This is a genomic window from Acinetobacter sp. TTH0-4, from assembly GCF_015602665.1.
Classification (GTDB): domain Bacteria; phylum Pseudomonadota; class Gammaproteobacteria; order Pseudomonadales; family Moraxellaceae; genus Acinetobacter; species Acinetobacter albensis.
Window position 1 is genome coordinate 1,827,718 of record NZ_CP059079.1, and the last position, 15,451, is coordinate 1,843,168.

Consider the following 15,451-nt stretch of genomic DNA (forward strand, 5'->3'; position numbering starts at 1 on the left):
AAACATAAAATAAGCAAAGGAAGATACATATGCGTTACGTCGATCCTAATCAATCTGGTTCAAAAGTTCAATTTAAAGCCCAATATGAAAACTTCATTGGTGGACAATGGGTAGCACCAGTGAAAGGTGAATACTTTGACAACATTTCTCCTGTCGACGGTAAAGTATTCACTAAAATTCCACGTTCAAGTGTTGAGGATATTGAACTTGCACTTGATGCTGCACATAATGCCAAAGCACAATGGAGCAAGTCTTCTGCTACAACGCGTTCGAATATGCTGTTAAAAATTGCAGACCGCCTAGAAGCCAATTTAGAACTTTTAGCTGTTGCTGAAACTTGGGACAATGGTAAACCTGTACGTGAAACCTTAGCTGCTGACATTCCTTTAGCGATTGACCATTTCCGCTACTTTGCAGGCTGTATCCGTGCGCAAGAAGGCGGTATTTCAGAAATTGATGAAGATACAATTGCTTACCATTTCCATGAGCCTTTAGGTGTCGTCGGGCAAATTATCCCGTGGAACTTCCCTATTTTAATGGCCACGTGGAAATTAGCCCCTGCGCTCGCTGCTGGTAATTGCATTGTTTTAAAGCCTGCTGAACAAACCCCTGCCAGTATTTTGGTATTGGCTGAACTCATTCAAGATTTACTCCCTGCTGGCGTATTAAATATCGTGAATGGTTACGGTGTTGAAGTGGGTCGCCCTCTGGCAACTAATCCGCGTATTGCCAAAATTGCATTTACTGGTTCAACAGCTGTTGGTCAGCAAATTATGCAATATGCGACTGAAAACATCATTCCTGTAACGCTTGAATTGGGTGGTAAATCTCCAAATATCTTCTTTGAAGATATCATGGATAAAGATGACGAATTCCTAGACAAAGCACTCGAAGGTTTTGCAATGTTTGCCTTAAACCAAGGTGAAATTTGTACTTGCCCTTCACGCGCACTGGTTCAAGAAAGCATTGCTGATCAATTTCTAGAAATGGCGGTTGAACGGGTAAAACGGATTAAGACGGGTCATCCTCTGGATACCGATACCATGATTGGTGCGCAAGCATCTCAAGAACAGCAAGATAAAATTTTAGGTTGTATTGCCACAGGTCGTGCTGAAGGCGCTCAAGTGCTTACAGGTGGCGGTGACCGTCAGGAAGTGGGTCAAGGTTTCTATATTGAACCGACCATCTTTAAAGGCGATAACAGCATGAAAATCTTCCAAGAAGAAATTTTTGGCCCTGTACTTTCTGTGGCAACCTTCAAAGATTATGATGAAGCCATTAAAATTGCCAATGACACCATTTACGGTTTAGGTGCTGGGGTTTGGTCACGTTCAGCGCATACGGCTTATCGTGCAGGTCGTGCCATTCAAGCTGGACGAGTATGGACGAACTGCTACCATATTTACCCTGCTCATGCGGCATTTGGTGGTTATAAGAAATCAGGGATTGGTCGTGAAAACCATAAAATGATGCTAGATCATTACCAACAAACCAAAAACTTATTGGTCAGTTATGCAACCAAACCGATGGGATTTTTCTAAAAAATTAATCCTCTAATGATTTAAATATTTATAAAAAGCGAATTTTGGTTCGCTTTTTTATTTTATATTGTTCCTTTACACTTGCGCCAATCTGTTGCGATAACAAAAGGATGATCTTTGAGCTATTACATATTTTTTAAATATCAAAGATGATCTGTTCATTTTAAAAGTGGTTATTTTTATTGAGTTCTTTGCCAAAATCTTAAATAAGCTAAGCGCTGAAAGCATGAATCTTAAATTGAAAAATATTCACTCAACCTCCATTAATATCTTCATTTTTCTTTATATTCAGGCTAAATTCTTATTCTCTTCAATTTTTTTGAACGTTCTTATGCTCAGCACTTCGACAGACTTTCCCGATACTATTTATGCCGTTCAACATCTTGCCTTTGAGGACTTAGGCGCATTAGAAGATGTCTTTTATCAATTAGGTTATCGGGTACGTTATTTTGAAGCGGGTGTAGATGACTTAACAAAAGCATTTCAGCATAAAGGCTTAACCATTATTTTAGGCGGGCCAATCGGGGTTTATGAGTCGGATGACTACCCTTTCCTACAAAAAGAAATAGACTTACTTAAAGAGCGTTTAAAGCAGAATTTACCCACCATCGGGATCTGTTTAGGTGCTCAACTGATTGCACATGCCTTAGATGCCAAAGTCTATGCAGGACATCAAAAAGAAATTGGATGGAGTACGCTAAATATTTCAAACCGTACAGATAATCTGCTTTCAGCGTTAAGCAACACTCCTGTCTTACATTGGCACGGCGATACTTTCGATTTGCCTGAACATGCTGAATTATTAGCGAGCTCAGGACTTTATCCACATCAGGCTTTTTCGATAGGAAAAAATATTTTAGCCTTACAATTTCATCTTGAAGTGGCGGAAGAAAGTTTGGAAAAATGGTTAATTGGTCATACCTGTGAGCTTCGACAAGCCAATATCAATATTTCAGCGCTCAGATCAGATAATCTTCGTTATGCTTCAGCACTAGAACAAGTGTCAGGCAAAATTATTCAGCAATATTTAAAACAGATCATTGAAAATTAAGCTGTACAAGCCTTAATTTGCACATTATAAAAGTGTCATCTTCCACGAATCAGGTCATCCGATGACACTTTTTATAAGTATTGCCATCATTCATTTTTTTGCCCTGCTCAGTCCTGGTCCAGATTTTTTCTTTGTCACTCAAAGTGCAATTCGTCAATCTCGATCTCATGCTATGTTCGCGGCTTTAGGAATTTCCTTAAGTATTTTGGTCTGGGCGATTTGTGCGCTGAGTGGTTTGCATTTTCTCTTTCAAAAAATTGCTTGGTTACAACAGGCATTAATTATTTTGGGTGGGGTCTATCTTTTCTACTTGGGCATCCAATTATTAAAATCTGCATTTAATCAAAAACCTATAACACTTCAAAATTTAGCCAGTGTGCCTAAATCCAAAACCTCTTTATTATTACAAGGCTTTTTCACCAATATGGCAAATCCGAAAGCCTTGGTTTATTTTAGTAGTGTTTTTTCTTTGGCAATCAATGCAGATTTACCCTTAAGCACTCAAAGTTCTTTATTGGCTCTCATCTGGATTGAAAGCTTGATTTGGTTTGCACTGGTCGCGTATTTATTTTCTTGGCAGAAAATGAATAGCGCATATCAACGTTTAAGCCAATGGATTGATGGTCTGACTGGCGGTATTTTTATTAGCTTTGGCTGTTATCTGATTCTCAATCGTGATTAAAACATTCATCCTTAAAAAAAGCACCCTTCAAATAAGACTGAAAATGTCCAATTTAAAGGGTGCCGTTCAACTTCATCAGCTTAAATTAAAGCCAATATCATTTTAAATTTTTATTCATGTACAGAAACTCCCAATTCCTGATCTTTAGCCAAAAACACCGATATTAAAATAGGCACGGCAAGAATAATAGGAAAGGTGAAGATCCATAGTACAACCGTTGTTTCCCCTGAAAATAAAAAATGAATAACAAGTGCAGCTAATACTAAAACAAAGGCAAGAACACTAACGAATCGAATTACAAAATTTTGAGGCATTTTTTTTGCTCACATAGGATTCTAACAGTGTCTTTAAGTATATACCTTATGCTTTCTTTTTGTTATATGGCACGACTAAGTGATTTTGCTTTTTAATAAAAAAAGAATTTTATAATAAATTATTGAAAAATTTATCATAAAAATTAAATGCTTTTTGTGTTCTATATCAAAAAAATATGCCACCTATTAAAGGTGGCATGTTGTTATAAATAATTGTATTTAAAAAATTATTTAGGTACTGACGCTTCAGTTGTGATATTTACCGTAATTTTATCACCCACATTTGGCACATAAGCACCTACGCCGAATGCTGAACGATCAAATGAAGTGGTCGCATTAAAACCAATAGACTCAGCTTTAGTCATTGGATGTACGCCTTGTTTATTCAAGACGGCATCTAAAATTACAGGTTTAGTCACATCTTTCACTGTCAGGTTACCAGTGATTTTGTATTTGTTTTTACCTAAAGCTTGAACTTTAGTACTTTTAAATGTGATGTTTGGGTATTTGGCTGCATCAAAAAAATCTGCTGTTTTTAAATGCTCATCCAATGCTTTTACATTCGTATTTAAACTCGATAAAGGAATAGTCACATTAACAGATGAATTTGCAGGTTTTGCATTATCGACGTTAATTGTACCTTGAATGTCGCTAAAGTTTGCAGATGGTGTAGAAAAACCAAAATGGTTCCAAGCAAATACAGTCGCTGTATGAGTTGGATCAATTTGATATGCAACTGGTTTTGCCAACGACAAAGTTGCAACAGATGCTACGGCCAAACCTAAAGTGATTGCTTTAAAATTCATGTGTTTTTATCTCGTTTTCGAATAGTGATGAGTTTATACCTTTCCTATCTTAATTCACTGCTCTTGATAAAACGATATGTTGCAAGAATAGAACAATCTATAGGGCTTTATTAAAATCTGATATTTAAAAATAATAGACCAAATTAAGCAATTGATAAAAATATAGATTTTAAAAATAATTTATAAAAATTTTGTTTTTACTGATTATCTGAGAATAATTTAATACAAAAAACAAACAGTCTTCATGCACTATAAAGTTTTTTATATCTAGATCATTTTTTAAAAAATAATTCTTATGATTCATAGCGTGCAAGCTCAAAATACAACTACACCCTATCGCGTTACACTTACTGATCCTTCAGGTCATACTTGGTATGTAGACGAACCTCTCTCAAAAGGTGGACAAGATACAGCTCCCAACCCAATACAACTTTTGCTTTCAGCTTTAGGTGCATGTACAACAGTCACTTTGCAAATGTATGCCGATCACAAAGACATTCAACTAGAACATATACAGGTCGATTTGGCTTTAAATCCAAATGCAGAACAAGAAGCAGGCCAAAATATCATTGAACGTAGAATTACTTTAAAAGGCAATTTTACTGAAGAGCAGCATAAACGCTTATTGAAAGTGGCTGAAAACTGTCCCGTTCATAAATTGCTCACCTCCACTATTCATATTCAGACTCAATTAACACTTTAGAAAATAAGTGAGCTCAAATAATAAAAGCCCCAGATGGGGCTTTTAAAGGATTTTTAAATATTTATAACTTTTCAACCAAAACACGATCAATCTGTTTTAAACCCGTATTTTTTTCACGATTTTGTCGACGAACTTTAATGACTTTCTCTTCATCAAGTTCTTTCAACATGAGTACGACTGCCATCATGGATTCAAGAGGCAAATCCTGTCCAATCCACTTTTGCTCGCCCACATCCATCAAAGTAATTTCATCACTAATCTGTTCATAAAGGCTCATAATTTCCTCACTTATGGTTTATGAAACCATAGCTAGATGTATACGGAATGAATGCTGCAACTATATACTTTCCGATCAAAACTGCCAGTCATATTTAGTAAATTTTAAACAGCAGAATTCATTGGTCATCACACAATAAAAAAACGCTCCGATGGGAGCGTTTTCAAACTCACTGTGTCGTTAAATAAAACAATAAATAATTACGCAGTTAATTCTTGTACAGCAGCAACCACTGCTTCAGTGGTAATACCAAAATGCTGATATAAATCTTTTGCTGGCGCAGATTCACCATAAGTCGTCATTCCAATCACACGTCCATCCAGCCCGACAAATTTCCACCAGTAATCGACATGTGCAGCTTCAACAGCAACACGCGCACGCATATTTGCAGGAAGAACAGCTTCACGGTATGCAGCATCTTGCTTTACAAACTCTTCAGCACACGGCATAGACACAACACGCACGCCTTCAAGCTGAGCATGCGCCTCCATTGCAAGTGATACTTCTGAACCTGTTGCAATAATGATCGCTTTTAATTCGCCCTTTTCTTTAGCCAGAATATAACCACCCTTCGCAACATCCTCAATTTGAGTTTGAGTACGTGTTTGGAAAGCCAAATTTTGACGAGAGAAAATCAGTGCAGATGGACCTTCTGAACGTAATAATGCAGATTTCCAAGAAATTGCCGCTTCAACTGTGTCACATGGACGCCATGTATTTAAATTTGGTGTTCCACGTAGTGATGCAATTTGTTCTACAGGTTGATGCGTTGGACCATCTTCACCCAAACCAATTGAGTCATGAGTATATACATGGATTACACGTTGTTTCATCAACGCAGACATACGTACTGCATTACGCGCATATTCCATGAACATTAAGAATGTTGCAACGTAAGGAATGAAACCGCCGTGAAGCGCAACACCGTTTGCAATGGCAGTCATACCAAACTCACGTACACCATAGTGTACGTAGTTACCTGCTGGATTGTCTTGAACGCCTTGGCAACCTTTCCAAAGTGTTAAGTTAGAACCCGCCAAGTCCGCAGAGCCGCCTAATAGTTCAGGCAATAATGGACCAAATGCTTGTAATGTGTTTTGGCTTGCTTTACGTGTAGCAATGGTTTCCGCTTTTGCATTGGTGTCAGCAATAAACGCATCTGCTTGAGCAAGGAATTCAGCTGGCAATTCACCTGAAAGGCGACGTTTCAATTCAGCTGCTTCAGTTGGATATTTTGCTGCATATTGAGCAAATAATTCATTCCAAGCTGCTTCAGAAGCCGTCCCTTTTGCTTTTGCATCCCATGCTGCATAAACGTCAGCAGGAATTTCAAATGGACCTTCAGTCCAGCCCAATGCCTCACGTGTTAATGCAATTTCGTCATTACCTAGCGGTGCACCGTGGCAGTCTTCTTTACCTTGCTTATTTGGTGAACCTAGACCAATAATCGTTTTACAGATAATGATCGTTGGTTTTTTCGTTTCAGCTTTTGCTTGCAAAGTTGCAGCACGTAATGCATCTGCATCATGACCATCAGCTTTAAGTACTTGCCAACCATACGCCAAGAAACGTTGCTCTGTATCGTCAGAGAACCAACCTTCTACTTCACCATCAATCGAAATACCGTTGTCGTCATAGTAAGCAATTAGTTTACCTAGACCTAGTGTGCCTGCAAGTGAACATGCTTCGTGAGAAACACCTTCCATTAAACAGCCATCACCTAAGAAGCAGTAAGTGAAATGATCAACAACACTCATCTCATCTTTGTTGAACTGCGCTGCTAAGGTTTTTTCAGCTAGAGCAAAACCAACTGCGTTTGCAATCCCCTGACCAAGCGGGCCAGTCGTAGTTTCGATACCTGGTGCATAACCTAATTCTGGGTGACCTGGCGTTTTAGAGTGCAGTTGACGGAATGCTTTTAAATCTTCAATTGATAAATCATAGCCCGTAAGGTGCAATAACGCATATTGCAGCATAGAGCCATGACCATTTGATAGTACAAAGCGGTCACGGTTCGCCCATTGAGGGTTAGTCGGGTTATGGTTAAAAAACTCACGCCATACCACATCAGCGATATCAGCCATCCCCATTGGCGCACCTGGATGTCCAGAGTTTGCTTTTTGCACAGCATCCATTGCCAATACACGAATTGCGTTTGCAATACGACGTTCGTTAAGCGGGGTTGTCATAGGTCAGCGTCCAACTAAATCGTTTAAAGAAGATCATGAATAGGAACATTCAAAGTTGGCTATATTGTCTTAAAAAAACGCCAAGGGGTAAAGCCTAATAGTCAACATTTCCACATTTATTCGTGACTGCTTATCTCTTATTCACAATTAAGTGAAATCTAGTATCAATTTTATTGATGAGTAGCCAAAAACAGGTGAATTTCTACACTAAAAATGTGATGACTAAAATTTTTCAATTTTCAATTCAACAATTAAATGCTGCGACAAACGTCCTTATTTTACTTATTCATGCTTTTATCTAAACTTTTCATCTCTTATGAAAAAATTATTCTCTAGAAAATTTATTAAATGAATAAAATTCACTTTAATTAAAATAAATCAAAAATTCATAAAATAATGACTCTGTGATTGACCTTAATATTTGTTTTAAAAATTTTTCTATTTTATAAAATAAATTTTAGTAAAATTTAAGCCATTGATAAGCATTAAAATATTAAAAATATAAAGATAAAATCTCTAGGTGGCTCAAGTCAGCTATCACTTGCTCGATTCATTATTCTCAAAATATGTAAGAGTGAAAACTTAGTTTAGATCCACATTTTTGATTCCTTATCAGTTTTTTAAATGCTCATATCAATTAAAAAGTCGTAAAATTGAAATAATTTCAGGCATTTTGGTCGAGTAGAACTGGTCGAAAAGTCGAACTCGATGTAACATATTGCGTCTTTTGAATTAACTGTGATAGGACTTATGCGCGAGTACGCTGTATTTACCTCGGAATCTGTAAGCGAAGGCCATCCGGATAAAATGGCTGACCAAATCAGTGATGCTATTTTGGATGCAATCTTAACGGAGGACCCATTTGCACGGGTTGCTTGTGAAACGCTTGTAAAAACAGGTGCTGTAGTCCTTGCAGGTGAAATCACAACAACAGCAAATGTAGACTTTGAAGCAATTGTACGTCAAACCGTGAATGGTATTGGTTATCACCATTCTGACCTTGGTTTTGATGGTTCAACCTGTGCCGTCATTAACATGATTGGCAAACAGTCACCTGAAATTGCTCAAGGTGTTGATCGTCAAAAACCTGAAGATCAAGGTGCTGGTGATCAAGGCTTAATGTTTGGTTATGCAAGTCGTGAAACTGACGTACTAATGCCTGCACCAATTTCATATGCGCATCGTTTAATGGAAAAGCAAGCTGAACTACGTCGTAATGGCCGTTTACCTTGGTTACGCCCTGATGCGAAAAGTCAGGTCACTTTTGCTTATGAAAATGGCATGCCTGTTCGTTTGGATGCAGTGGTTCTCTCAACGCAACATGATCCTGAGATTTCACAAGTTGCTTTAAAAGAAGCAATTATTGAAGAAATTGTGAAACAAGTGATTCCTGCGGAGATGTTCCATGCAGACACCAAATTCCACATCAACCCAACGGGAATGTTTGTGATTGGTGGACCTGTAGGTGATTGCGGTTTAACAGGCCGTAAAATTATCGTCGATACGTATGGTGGTATGGCACGTCATGGTGGTGGCGCTTTCTCTGGTAAAGACCCATCAAAAGTTGATCGTTCTGCTGCATATGCAGGTCGTTATGTTGCGAAAAATATCGTGGCTGCTGGTCTTGCAGACAAATGTGAAATTCAAGTGTCTTATGCGATTGGTGTTGCAGAGCCTACTTCTATTTCCATTAATACCTTTAATACTGCAAAAGTGGCTGAAGAACTGATTATTCAATTGGTCCGTGAACACTTTGACTTACGCCCATACGGTATTACCCGCATGTTAGACCTGATCCAACCAATGTATAAGCAAACTGCTGCTTATGGTCACTTTGGCCGTGAAGGTTCAGATCATGCATTTACTTGGGAAAAAACGGATAAAGTTGAAGCACTTAAAGCTTCAGCAGGACTTTAAACTTTAAAGTCAATTGTTCTCAATTTAAAAGCTCACACTGGTGAGCTTTTTTAATGACTTTTTAAAAATTTAAAATGATCATCAAATCTAAAACTGAGATATATCTTAAGCTTCATCATATTTAAAAACGAGAAGGAAAATAAAATGGCCGTTATATTACAAGTAGATTTTCCGACTCACGGACCTTTTGGACAAGAAATGTCAGAGGCTTTTCAAGCTTTGGCAGAAAGTATTAATCAAGAACAAGGCTTACGCTGGAAAATTTGGACTGAAAATGCTGAGACTCAAGAAGCTGGTGGAATTTATTTATTTGATGAGCAAAAACATGCTGAACAATATCTGAAAATGCACACTGCACGTTTAGAAAGTTTTGGGATTGATAATATTCAAAGTAAAATTTTTCAGGTCAATCAAACGCTCTCTGTTCTTAACCAAGCAAATTTTCTCAATTAAACTCGGCCAAACCCTGACATTTTAGGTGAATGTCAGGATTTAAAATGACGACGACTATATTTTGCTGTTATTTATTACTTTTCATTAATGGCTTCAAGTACCGATTGCTGAACAGGAATTTCCTGATGATCTTGCAAATAAATATGTCCCACTTTAAATACAATCACAGCAGCCAAACAGGTTAAGACACAAAAAATCCAAAAACCAAAAGGACTTCGAATATTGTGCGAACCGCAATTTGAACACGCCTTTTCACTGGACTCAACCACTTGATTACAACAACCACAATGATATTGATATAGCATAGGTATGCTCCTATTTTAGTGTCCCTTCTTTTTTTTATTCCTATCTGTTTTTATCAACCAGATAGACCATATCCTTCTCAATGAGCTTATGTGAGTCTTTATCTAGATACAAGACACTCTACAAATAAAATTGAACTCAACAGTCAATAATTTTCTGTTTTCACTCTTAAGTGATTTATTTTATTTCATAAAGTAGAAATTAAAATCTTTCTAGAGAAATGCTTTGTTACACTATGAAACAAAACATATTATGCTTTCAGATTTAAAAATGAGCTCGATTTTTTATTTTTGGTTAAAATCACACAATCATATTTGGAGTGCAAAAAATGGTACAACTCATTAAAAAAGGTGGTTTACGTGAACGTGCAAATCGTAGCCGAAGTTATCAAGGTTCAGAAAATACTGAAACAACCTTAAAGCCGAATCGTTATATACAACATCTACAAAAACAGCAAAATCAAGCAGAATCTATTTCTTCTGTATCTACCCAACTTGAGCAAAGTGTGATTGAAAAGATTAAAATCTGATGAAAAGCTTAATAAATAACCTGAGTTCGACATAAAAAATAAATGAAAAAAAGCCTTAGCATCTGTAATATCTTGGTTACGAAGACAAAACATTTCAGAGCAAGGCTTTTTCATGGACTATATTACCGAATTATTTTGTATTTTGGATGATTTCTGCAAAAAATTTAATGAATCTTTAGAGAAAGCTCTAATTTCTGATCAAAAAACAACAATGAAAAAGTCAGCTTTAAGCTTGTCTGAAGTCATGACCATTGTCATTTTATTTCATAAATCCGGGTTTAGATTTTTCAAATATTTTTATTGTCATATGATCATCCCATTTTGGAAATCAGCTTTTCCCAAGCTTCTTAGTTACAATCGTTTTATTGAAATTATGCCGCGTTGTTTACAAGCTTTGAGTAGTTTCTTCCATCAAGTTAAAGGAGAAGATACCGGAATTTGTATTATTGATTCGACTAAATTGGTCGTTTGTCATAATCTTAGAATTAAAAGAAATCGTGTGTTTAAAGGCTTTGCCGGTCGCGGTAAAAGTAGTACAGGTTGGTTTTATGGGTTTAAAGTCCATCTTATTATCAATAACTTAGGTGGAATTATTAATCTCAAGATTACATCAGGGAATGTTCATGATGTTGCTGTACTTGAATCTTTAACCAAAGAGTTAAAAGGCATTTTACTGGGCGATAAGGGGTATTTGAGTAAAGTAAAAACTGAAGCTTTAGCAGCAAGGGGACTAAAATTATTGACCCCGTCACGTAAGAATATGAAAAATAAACCCATCTACACTGAAGAAGAAAAGCAATTACTTTGCAGAAGAGGATTGATCGAAACAGTGAATGATCAGTTAAAAAACTTGCATCAAATTGAACATTCACGTCATCGTTCGGTCAATAACTTTATGGTGAATATTATGGCTGCGATAGTGGCTTATTGCTTAAATCCCAATAAGCCAACTTTCCAAAATATGCTAAAAAGCTAAAAATGTTTCGTCGAACTCAGGTTAAATACTTAGTTTAAATCTAGGCTCTGTTCTTTTAATTTTATAGCTTCTAACTTGGATGCTCTCATCAAAGCACCCGATCAACAATTAATCAAATCACAAAAAACCAAATCAATTTCTCAAAAATATTTTAATCAATAAAATGATCGCTTATACATATGAATGATTTGAAAAGTATAATTATTGTTTTTTGTTTCAGTTATATAAACGTTTCTTTTCTAATACCCCCTCCTCAAATAACCAAGATTAAAAAAGCCGAATCTTTATGATTCGGCTGATGAATACAAAAATTGATCTCTTTATTTATTTACATCTTTCATTTCAATTTTTTTGGCTTCAGGCTTAACCTCACGGGCTTCGCCATCTATGACATTCGAATCTTGATGCGTTGATCCCTGCTGCATCTCCTGCATTTGACGCATCAAATCCGCAAAAGGACTCTGACCCGAAGCATTACCGCCCATCCCATTCATATTGCCTCCCATCATCCCGCCCATCATTTTTTCCATCATGGCTTGTTGACGTTTTGCCATAGCTTTCATCATGGCATTTTTAAAAAGATTTTGAACGACTGGAATCAAAATTAATACGGCTAAAACATCGGTAATTAAGCCTGGAATCATTAAGAAAAAACCAGCTAAAATTTTGGGTAAATTCGCAGTTAATGTTGGATCACCATTCATTTGTCCCATTTGCATTTGTTGCATCTGCGGCATGACACCAACGGCATATTTACGAATCAAATTTAGACCAATAAAAAAGGCCATTACAAACCAGAAAAATACGTACCACATACTACCGACGAGGTCACCCACGCCAATCCAGACGAATATTTCAAGGATTAAGCCAGCTAAAACAATAAGAAATAATTTCATAAAAATTAATCTAATCTCAACAAAGTAAATGGGGACAAAATTCTATGCATGATCACCAGATCAAGCTTTTTTGATACGCTTATGTAACAATATGGGCATTATTTTATTTTTAAAGTCTTTTTATGTCATTAATTATTGGTATCGATCCGGGTTCACGTATGACAGGCTACGGAATTATCGAAAAAGATGGGCAAAAATTGACTTTTGTAGATGCTGGAACCATTCGTACTGAAACCACTGAAATGCCCGAACGCTTAAAACGTATTTTTGCGGGGGTAGAACGGATTGTTAAATTTTATGGTCCAACCGAGGCTGCAGTTGAACAAGTTTTTATGGCGCAAAACCCAGACTCTGCCTTAAAACTAGGTCAAGCACGCGGTGCTGCTATTGCGGCTTTAGTCAACCTAGATTTACAAGTCGCGGAATATACTGCCCGTCAAATAAAACAATCGGTCGTGGGTTATGGTGCAGCGGATAAAGATCAAGTCCAGATGATGGTCATGCGAATTTTAAATTTAAGTATTAAGCCGCAACAAGATGCTGCTGATGCCTTAGCCGCTGCTATTTGTCATGCACATGCTTCAGGTAGTATGAGCAAAATGGCAGTATTGAATGCACTTGGCGGCATGGCAAGGGGTCGTAGTCGTTATAGTGGTAGAAGACGTTAAGTCTTAATTTCAAATATTTGAAAGATAAGGTGCAAAATCTTTGCGCATTTCACGCAGTGAAGGTTGCTTAGGATAAGTAAACGTTACTCTACGGCCAAAAGTTCGAATGTTCTTTTTTTGATTTGAATCAATTCGAATGACAATAAATTCCTCTAATTCATTGCGAGAATTGATTTCACAGATTACAAAGCTCTCATTCTTTTCGATGACTTTATATTGTCTGAATTCATTCTGCACAATGTGTTTGAATGATTTCTTGTTTGAAGTTGAGCTAGCTCGCTGCGTATAAATCACGATTAAACTACAAACTATAAGCACTATCAAAACCACAAAATATTTATTCATCCGTTCTCTTTATCTCTTTTTCTACCGAACTTTAATTTAGCGTATCATTTCAAATGATTTTAATAGCATGAATTAAATCAACATTTATCTCGACCATTTGAGAAACTTCTACATGTAGTGAAGCGAGAATGCACTATTCTATTAGAGTATCTAACTGACTTTAAGCACTAAATAGCAAAATTTCAACTTTACTAGGCTTAAAATTTATATCTGATTTTTCATTTTAATATCTAGATTTACCCTCTGCATTATAAGTCATCACTTATCGTTTAGACTGGAAGTATTCATAAGAGTTCCATGGGCTTCTGCATTCTGATTTCTCTGATTTACCACATGATAAACCGCTTGATTCATATTCTGAGCCTGTAAACCACGCATTCCTTTTTCGGCTAGCCAATCACCTGCTAAAGCATGTAGCGTTACAACTTGATGCAGATGGATCTGCTGGTGAAATTGCGCTTTTAAACTGGCCAGCATTCCTGCCAGAATATCACCCATCCCGCCGGTGCCCATTCCCGCATTGCCTGCCGTGCAAATCCACAAGCGATCTTCTAAAATCAGACTGCCTGCTCCTTTAAGTACCCACTGTCCTGCATACTGATTTTGTAGGTGTTGAATGGCAGCAATTCGATCATCTTTAATATCTTTCACTGAGCACTTTAAAAGTTTTGCAGCTTCACCTGGATGTGGTGTTGCATAAGTTTGTTTTTTTAATGGTTCAGAATATTCTGCCAAAAACCATAAAGCATCCGCATCCATGACTACTTCTAGATGTTCACTATTATTGATCAGGGGAAACCATTTTAAATACTGCTGTTCTGACCATGAATCTCGGCCTAAACCCATTCCAAAACTGATTGCATCAACTTGCTGTAATAACTGTTGAATTTCTGCCTTGGTTAAAGCATTAATGTCGTGCAGCATAATATTGGGTGAACGTGCCAAAATTGCTGTGTGATGTTTCTCATGACACACCACGGTAACTTTGCCTGCACCCGCACAAAATGCTGCTTCGCCTGCTAGCATTACTGCACCCCCCATATTGGCATGCCCACCTACCACGAGTACATGACCATAACTCCCCTTATGACCAAAAGCTTGACGTTTGGGTAGTGAAAAATCATGCGATGAAAGCTGAGCCAACGGTTTTAAATCTGCATCAACTGGAATAAGAGAAATGAGTTGGATTTGCCCTACAAATTCTTTTCCTTGCCCTGTAAAAAGCCCAGCTTTTAGAGCGAGTACTGCAAAAGTGTAATCTGCTTGAATAGCAAACGGTAAGGGCTGACCGGTATTTGCCTGTAAACCACTTGGAATATCAATGGCTATTTTTAAACCCTTTTGCGCATTAATAATTTGAATAATCTGTTGCAAATCTGGATTTAAATTTCTGTTGAGACCTATGCCAAATAAAGCATCGATATAACAATCATAATTTTTTTGGAAGTTAAAATTTGAATAAATACTGATTTCACTCTCTATCACTTCTTGATGCGCTTGTTGTAACGCTTGTGACTGCCCTAATTCAGTCGCAAAAACGTCGACCTCAAAACCCATTTGTTTTAAATATTTAGCTGTTAAATAACCATCAGCTGCATTGTTGCCCTTCCCACAACATACTGCAATGTGGTGAATTTTCTCTTGCCTAAAAATGGGAATTAAACGTTGTGCTATATTCCATGCAACTTGCTGCATTAAGCCATATCTACTGTTTTTATTCTCAAACCAGCGTTGCTCCCATGCTTGAATACTTTGGCTATGATAAACACTGCTATGGTAAACTTGCTGATGCATTATTTTT

Annotated in this window: 17 protein-coding genes; 9 read left to right on the forward strand and 8 right to left on the reverse strand. The window is 37.1% G+C overall.

Going from position 1 to position 15,451, the window contains the following annotated elements; genetic code table 11:
* Positions 1-29: 29 nt before the first annotated feature.
* The 3 genes from H0S58_RS08530 (at position 30) to H0S58_RS08540 (ending at position 3,274) form a co-directional block, all read left to right on the forward strand.
* A complete protein-coding gene (locus tag H0S58_RS08530; RefSeq protein WP_053580064.1) occupies positions 30-1,541 on the forward strand; it encodes an aldehyde dehydrogenase family protein in 1,512 nt (503 codons plus the stop codon).
* Between the two features lie 331 nt (positions 1,542-1,872).
* On the forward strand, positions 1,873-2,592 hold the full coding sequence (locus H0S58_RS08535) for a glutamine amidotransferase (protein ID WP_195726285.1): 720 nt from the start codon (positions 1,873-1,875) through the stop codon (positions 2,590-2,592).
* Between the two features lie 61 nt (positions 2,593-2,653).
* The gene (locus H0S58_RS08540) at positions 2,654-3,274 is read left to right on the forward strand and encodes a LysE family transporter (protein ID WP_195726286.1); all 621 of its coding nucleotides are present in this window, start codon (positions 2,654-2,656) and stop codon (positions 3,272-3,274) included.
* Between the two features lie 110 nt (positions 3,275-3,384).
* Here H0S58_RS08540 and H0S58_RS08545 read toward each other — a convergent pair whose 3' ends face one another.
* Both H0S58_RS08545 and H0S58_RS08550 read right to left on the reverse strand, forming a co-directional pair.
* Positions 3,385-3,588 (reverse strand): hypothetical protein, encoded by a 204-nt coding sequence (locus H0S58_RS08545; RefSeq protein ID WP_004651643.1) that lies wholly within the window; start codon positions 3,586-3,588, stop codon positions 3,385-3,387.
* A 227-nt stretch (positions 3,589-3,815) separates the two neighbouring features.
* Positions 3,816-4,394, reverse strand: a complete 579-nt coding sequence (locus tag H0S58_RS08550; RefSeq protein ID WP_074942988.1) for a YceI family protein — start codon at positions 4,392-4,394, stop codon at positions 3,816-3,818.
* Positions 4,395-4,689: 295 nt separating this feature from the next.
* Here H0S58_RS08550 and H0S58_RS08555 point away from each other — a divergent pair, with 295 nt between their 5' ends.
* Entirely contained in the window at positions 4,690-5,097 is a 408-nt protein-coding gene (locus H0S58_RS08555) for an OsmC family protein (protein ID WP_193890315.1), read from the forward strand.
* Between the two features lie 61 nt (positions 5,098-5,158).
* Here the strand turns inward: H0S58_RS08555 and H0S58_RS08560 are convergent, their stop codons facing one another.
* On the reverse strand, positions 5,159-5,374 hold the full coding sequence (locus H0S58_RS08560) for a hypothetical protein (protein ID WP_053580060.1): 216 nt from the start codon (positions 5,372-5,374) through the stop codon (positions 5,159-5,161).
* A 200-nt stretch (positions 5,375-5,574) separates the two neighbouring features.
* Entirely contained in the window at positions 5,575-7,563 is a 1,989-nt protein-coding gene (tkt, locus tag H0S58_RS08565) for a transketolase (protein WP_195726287.1), read from the reverse strand.
* 750 nt (positions 7,564-8,313) lie between these two features.
* Between tkt and metK the strand changes: the two genes are divergently transcribed.
* On the forward strand, positions 8,314-9,480 hold the full coding sequence (gene metK / locus H0S58_RS08570; RefSeq protein WP_092717989.1) for a methionine adenosyltransferase: 1,167 nt from the start codon (positions 8,314-8,316) through the stop codon (positions 9,478-9,480).
* Between the two features lie 144 nt (positions 9,481-9,624).
* The gene (locus H0S58_RS08575; protein WP_195726288.1) at positions 9,625-9,933 is read left to right on the forward strand and encodes a monooxygenase; all 309 of its coding nucleotides are present in this window, start codon (positions 9,625-9,627) and stop codon (positions 9,931-9,933) included.
* A 74-nt stretch (positions 9,934-10,007) separates the two neighbouring features.
* On the opposite strand, the gene H0S58_RS08580 is transcribed toward H0S58_RS08575, so the two are convergent.
* Complete coding sequence (locus tag H0S58_RS08580; RefSeq protein WP_053580056.1) at positions 10,008-10,238, reverse strand: hypothetical protein; 231 nt, start codon at positions 10,236-10,238, stop codon at positions 10,008-10,010.
* A 326-nt stretch (positions 10,239-10,564) separates the two neighbouring features.
* Here H0S58_RS08580 and H0S58_RS08585 point away from each other — a divergent pair, with 326 nt between their 5' ends.
* A complete protein-coding gene (locus H0S58_RS08585; protein ID WP_053580055.1) occupies positions 10,565-10,765 on the forward strand; it encodes a hypothetical protein in 201 nt (66 codons plus the stop codon).
* Between the two features lie 112 nt (positions 10,766-10,877).
* Positions 10,878-11,741 (forward strand): IS982 family transposase, encoded by an 864-nt coding sequence (locus H0S58_RS08590; protein ID WP_195726289.1) that lies wholly within the window; start codon positions 10,878-10,880, stop codon positions 11,739-11,741.
* Between the two features lie 320 nt (positions 11,742-12,061).
* On the opposite strand, the gene H0S58_RS08595 is transcribed toward H0S58_RS08590, so the two are convergent.
* A complete protein-coding gene (locus tag H0S58_RS08595) occupies positions 12,062-12,637 on the reverse strand; it encodes an FxsA family protein (protein ID WP_195726290.1) in 576 nt (191 codons plus the stop codon).
* A 122-nt stretch (positions 12,638-12,759) separates the two neighbouring features.
* Between H0S58_RS08595 and ruvC the strand changes: the two genes are divergently transcribed.
* Positions 12,760-13,305 carry a crossover junction endodeoxyribonuclease RuvC gene (gene ruvC, locus H0S58_RS08600; RefSeq protein WP_195726291.1) on the forward strand — a complete coding sequence of 182 codons (546 nt, stop codon included), beginning with the start codon at positions 12,760-12,762 and terminating at the stop codon, positions 13,303-13,305.
* Positions 13,306-13,314: 9 nt separating this feature from the next.
* Here the strand turns inward: ruvC and H0S58_RS08605 are convergent, their stop codons facing one another.
* Both H0S58_RS08605 and H0S58_RS08610 read right to left on the reverse strand, forming a co-directional pair.
* Positions 13,315-13,650: a hypothetical protein gene (locus tag H0S58_RS08605; RefSeq protein WP_053580052.1), complete on the reverse strand. Its 336-nt coding sequence runs from the start codon at positions 13,648-13,650 to the stop codon at positions 13,315-13,317.
* Between the two features lie 258 nt (positions 13,651-13,908).
* Positions 13,909-15,444, reverse strand: coding sequence for an NAD(P)H-hydrate dehydratase (locus tag H0S58_RS08610; RefSeq protein ID WP_195726292.1), 1,536 nt, complete (start codon positions 15,442-15,444; stop codon positions 13,909-13,911).
* Positions 15,445-15,451: the final 7 nt, after the last annotated feature.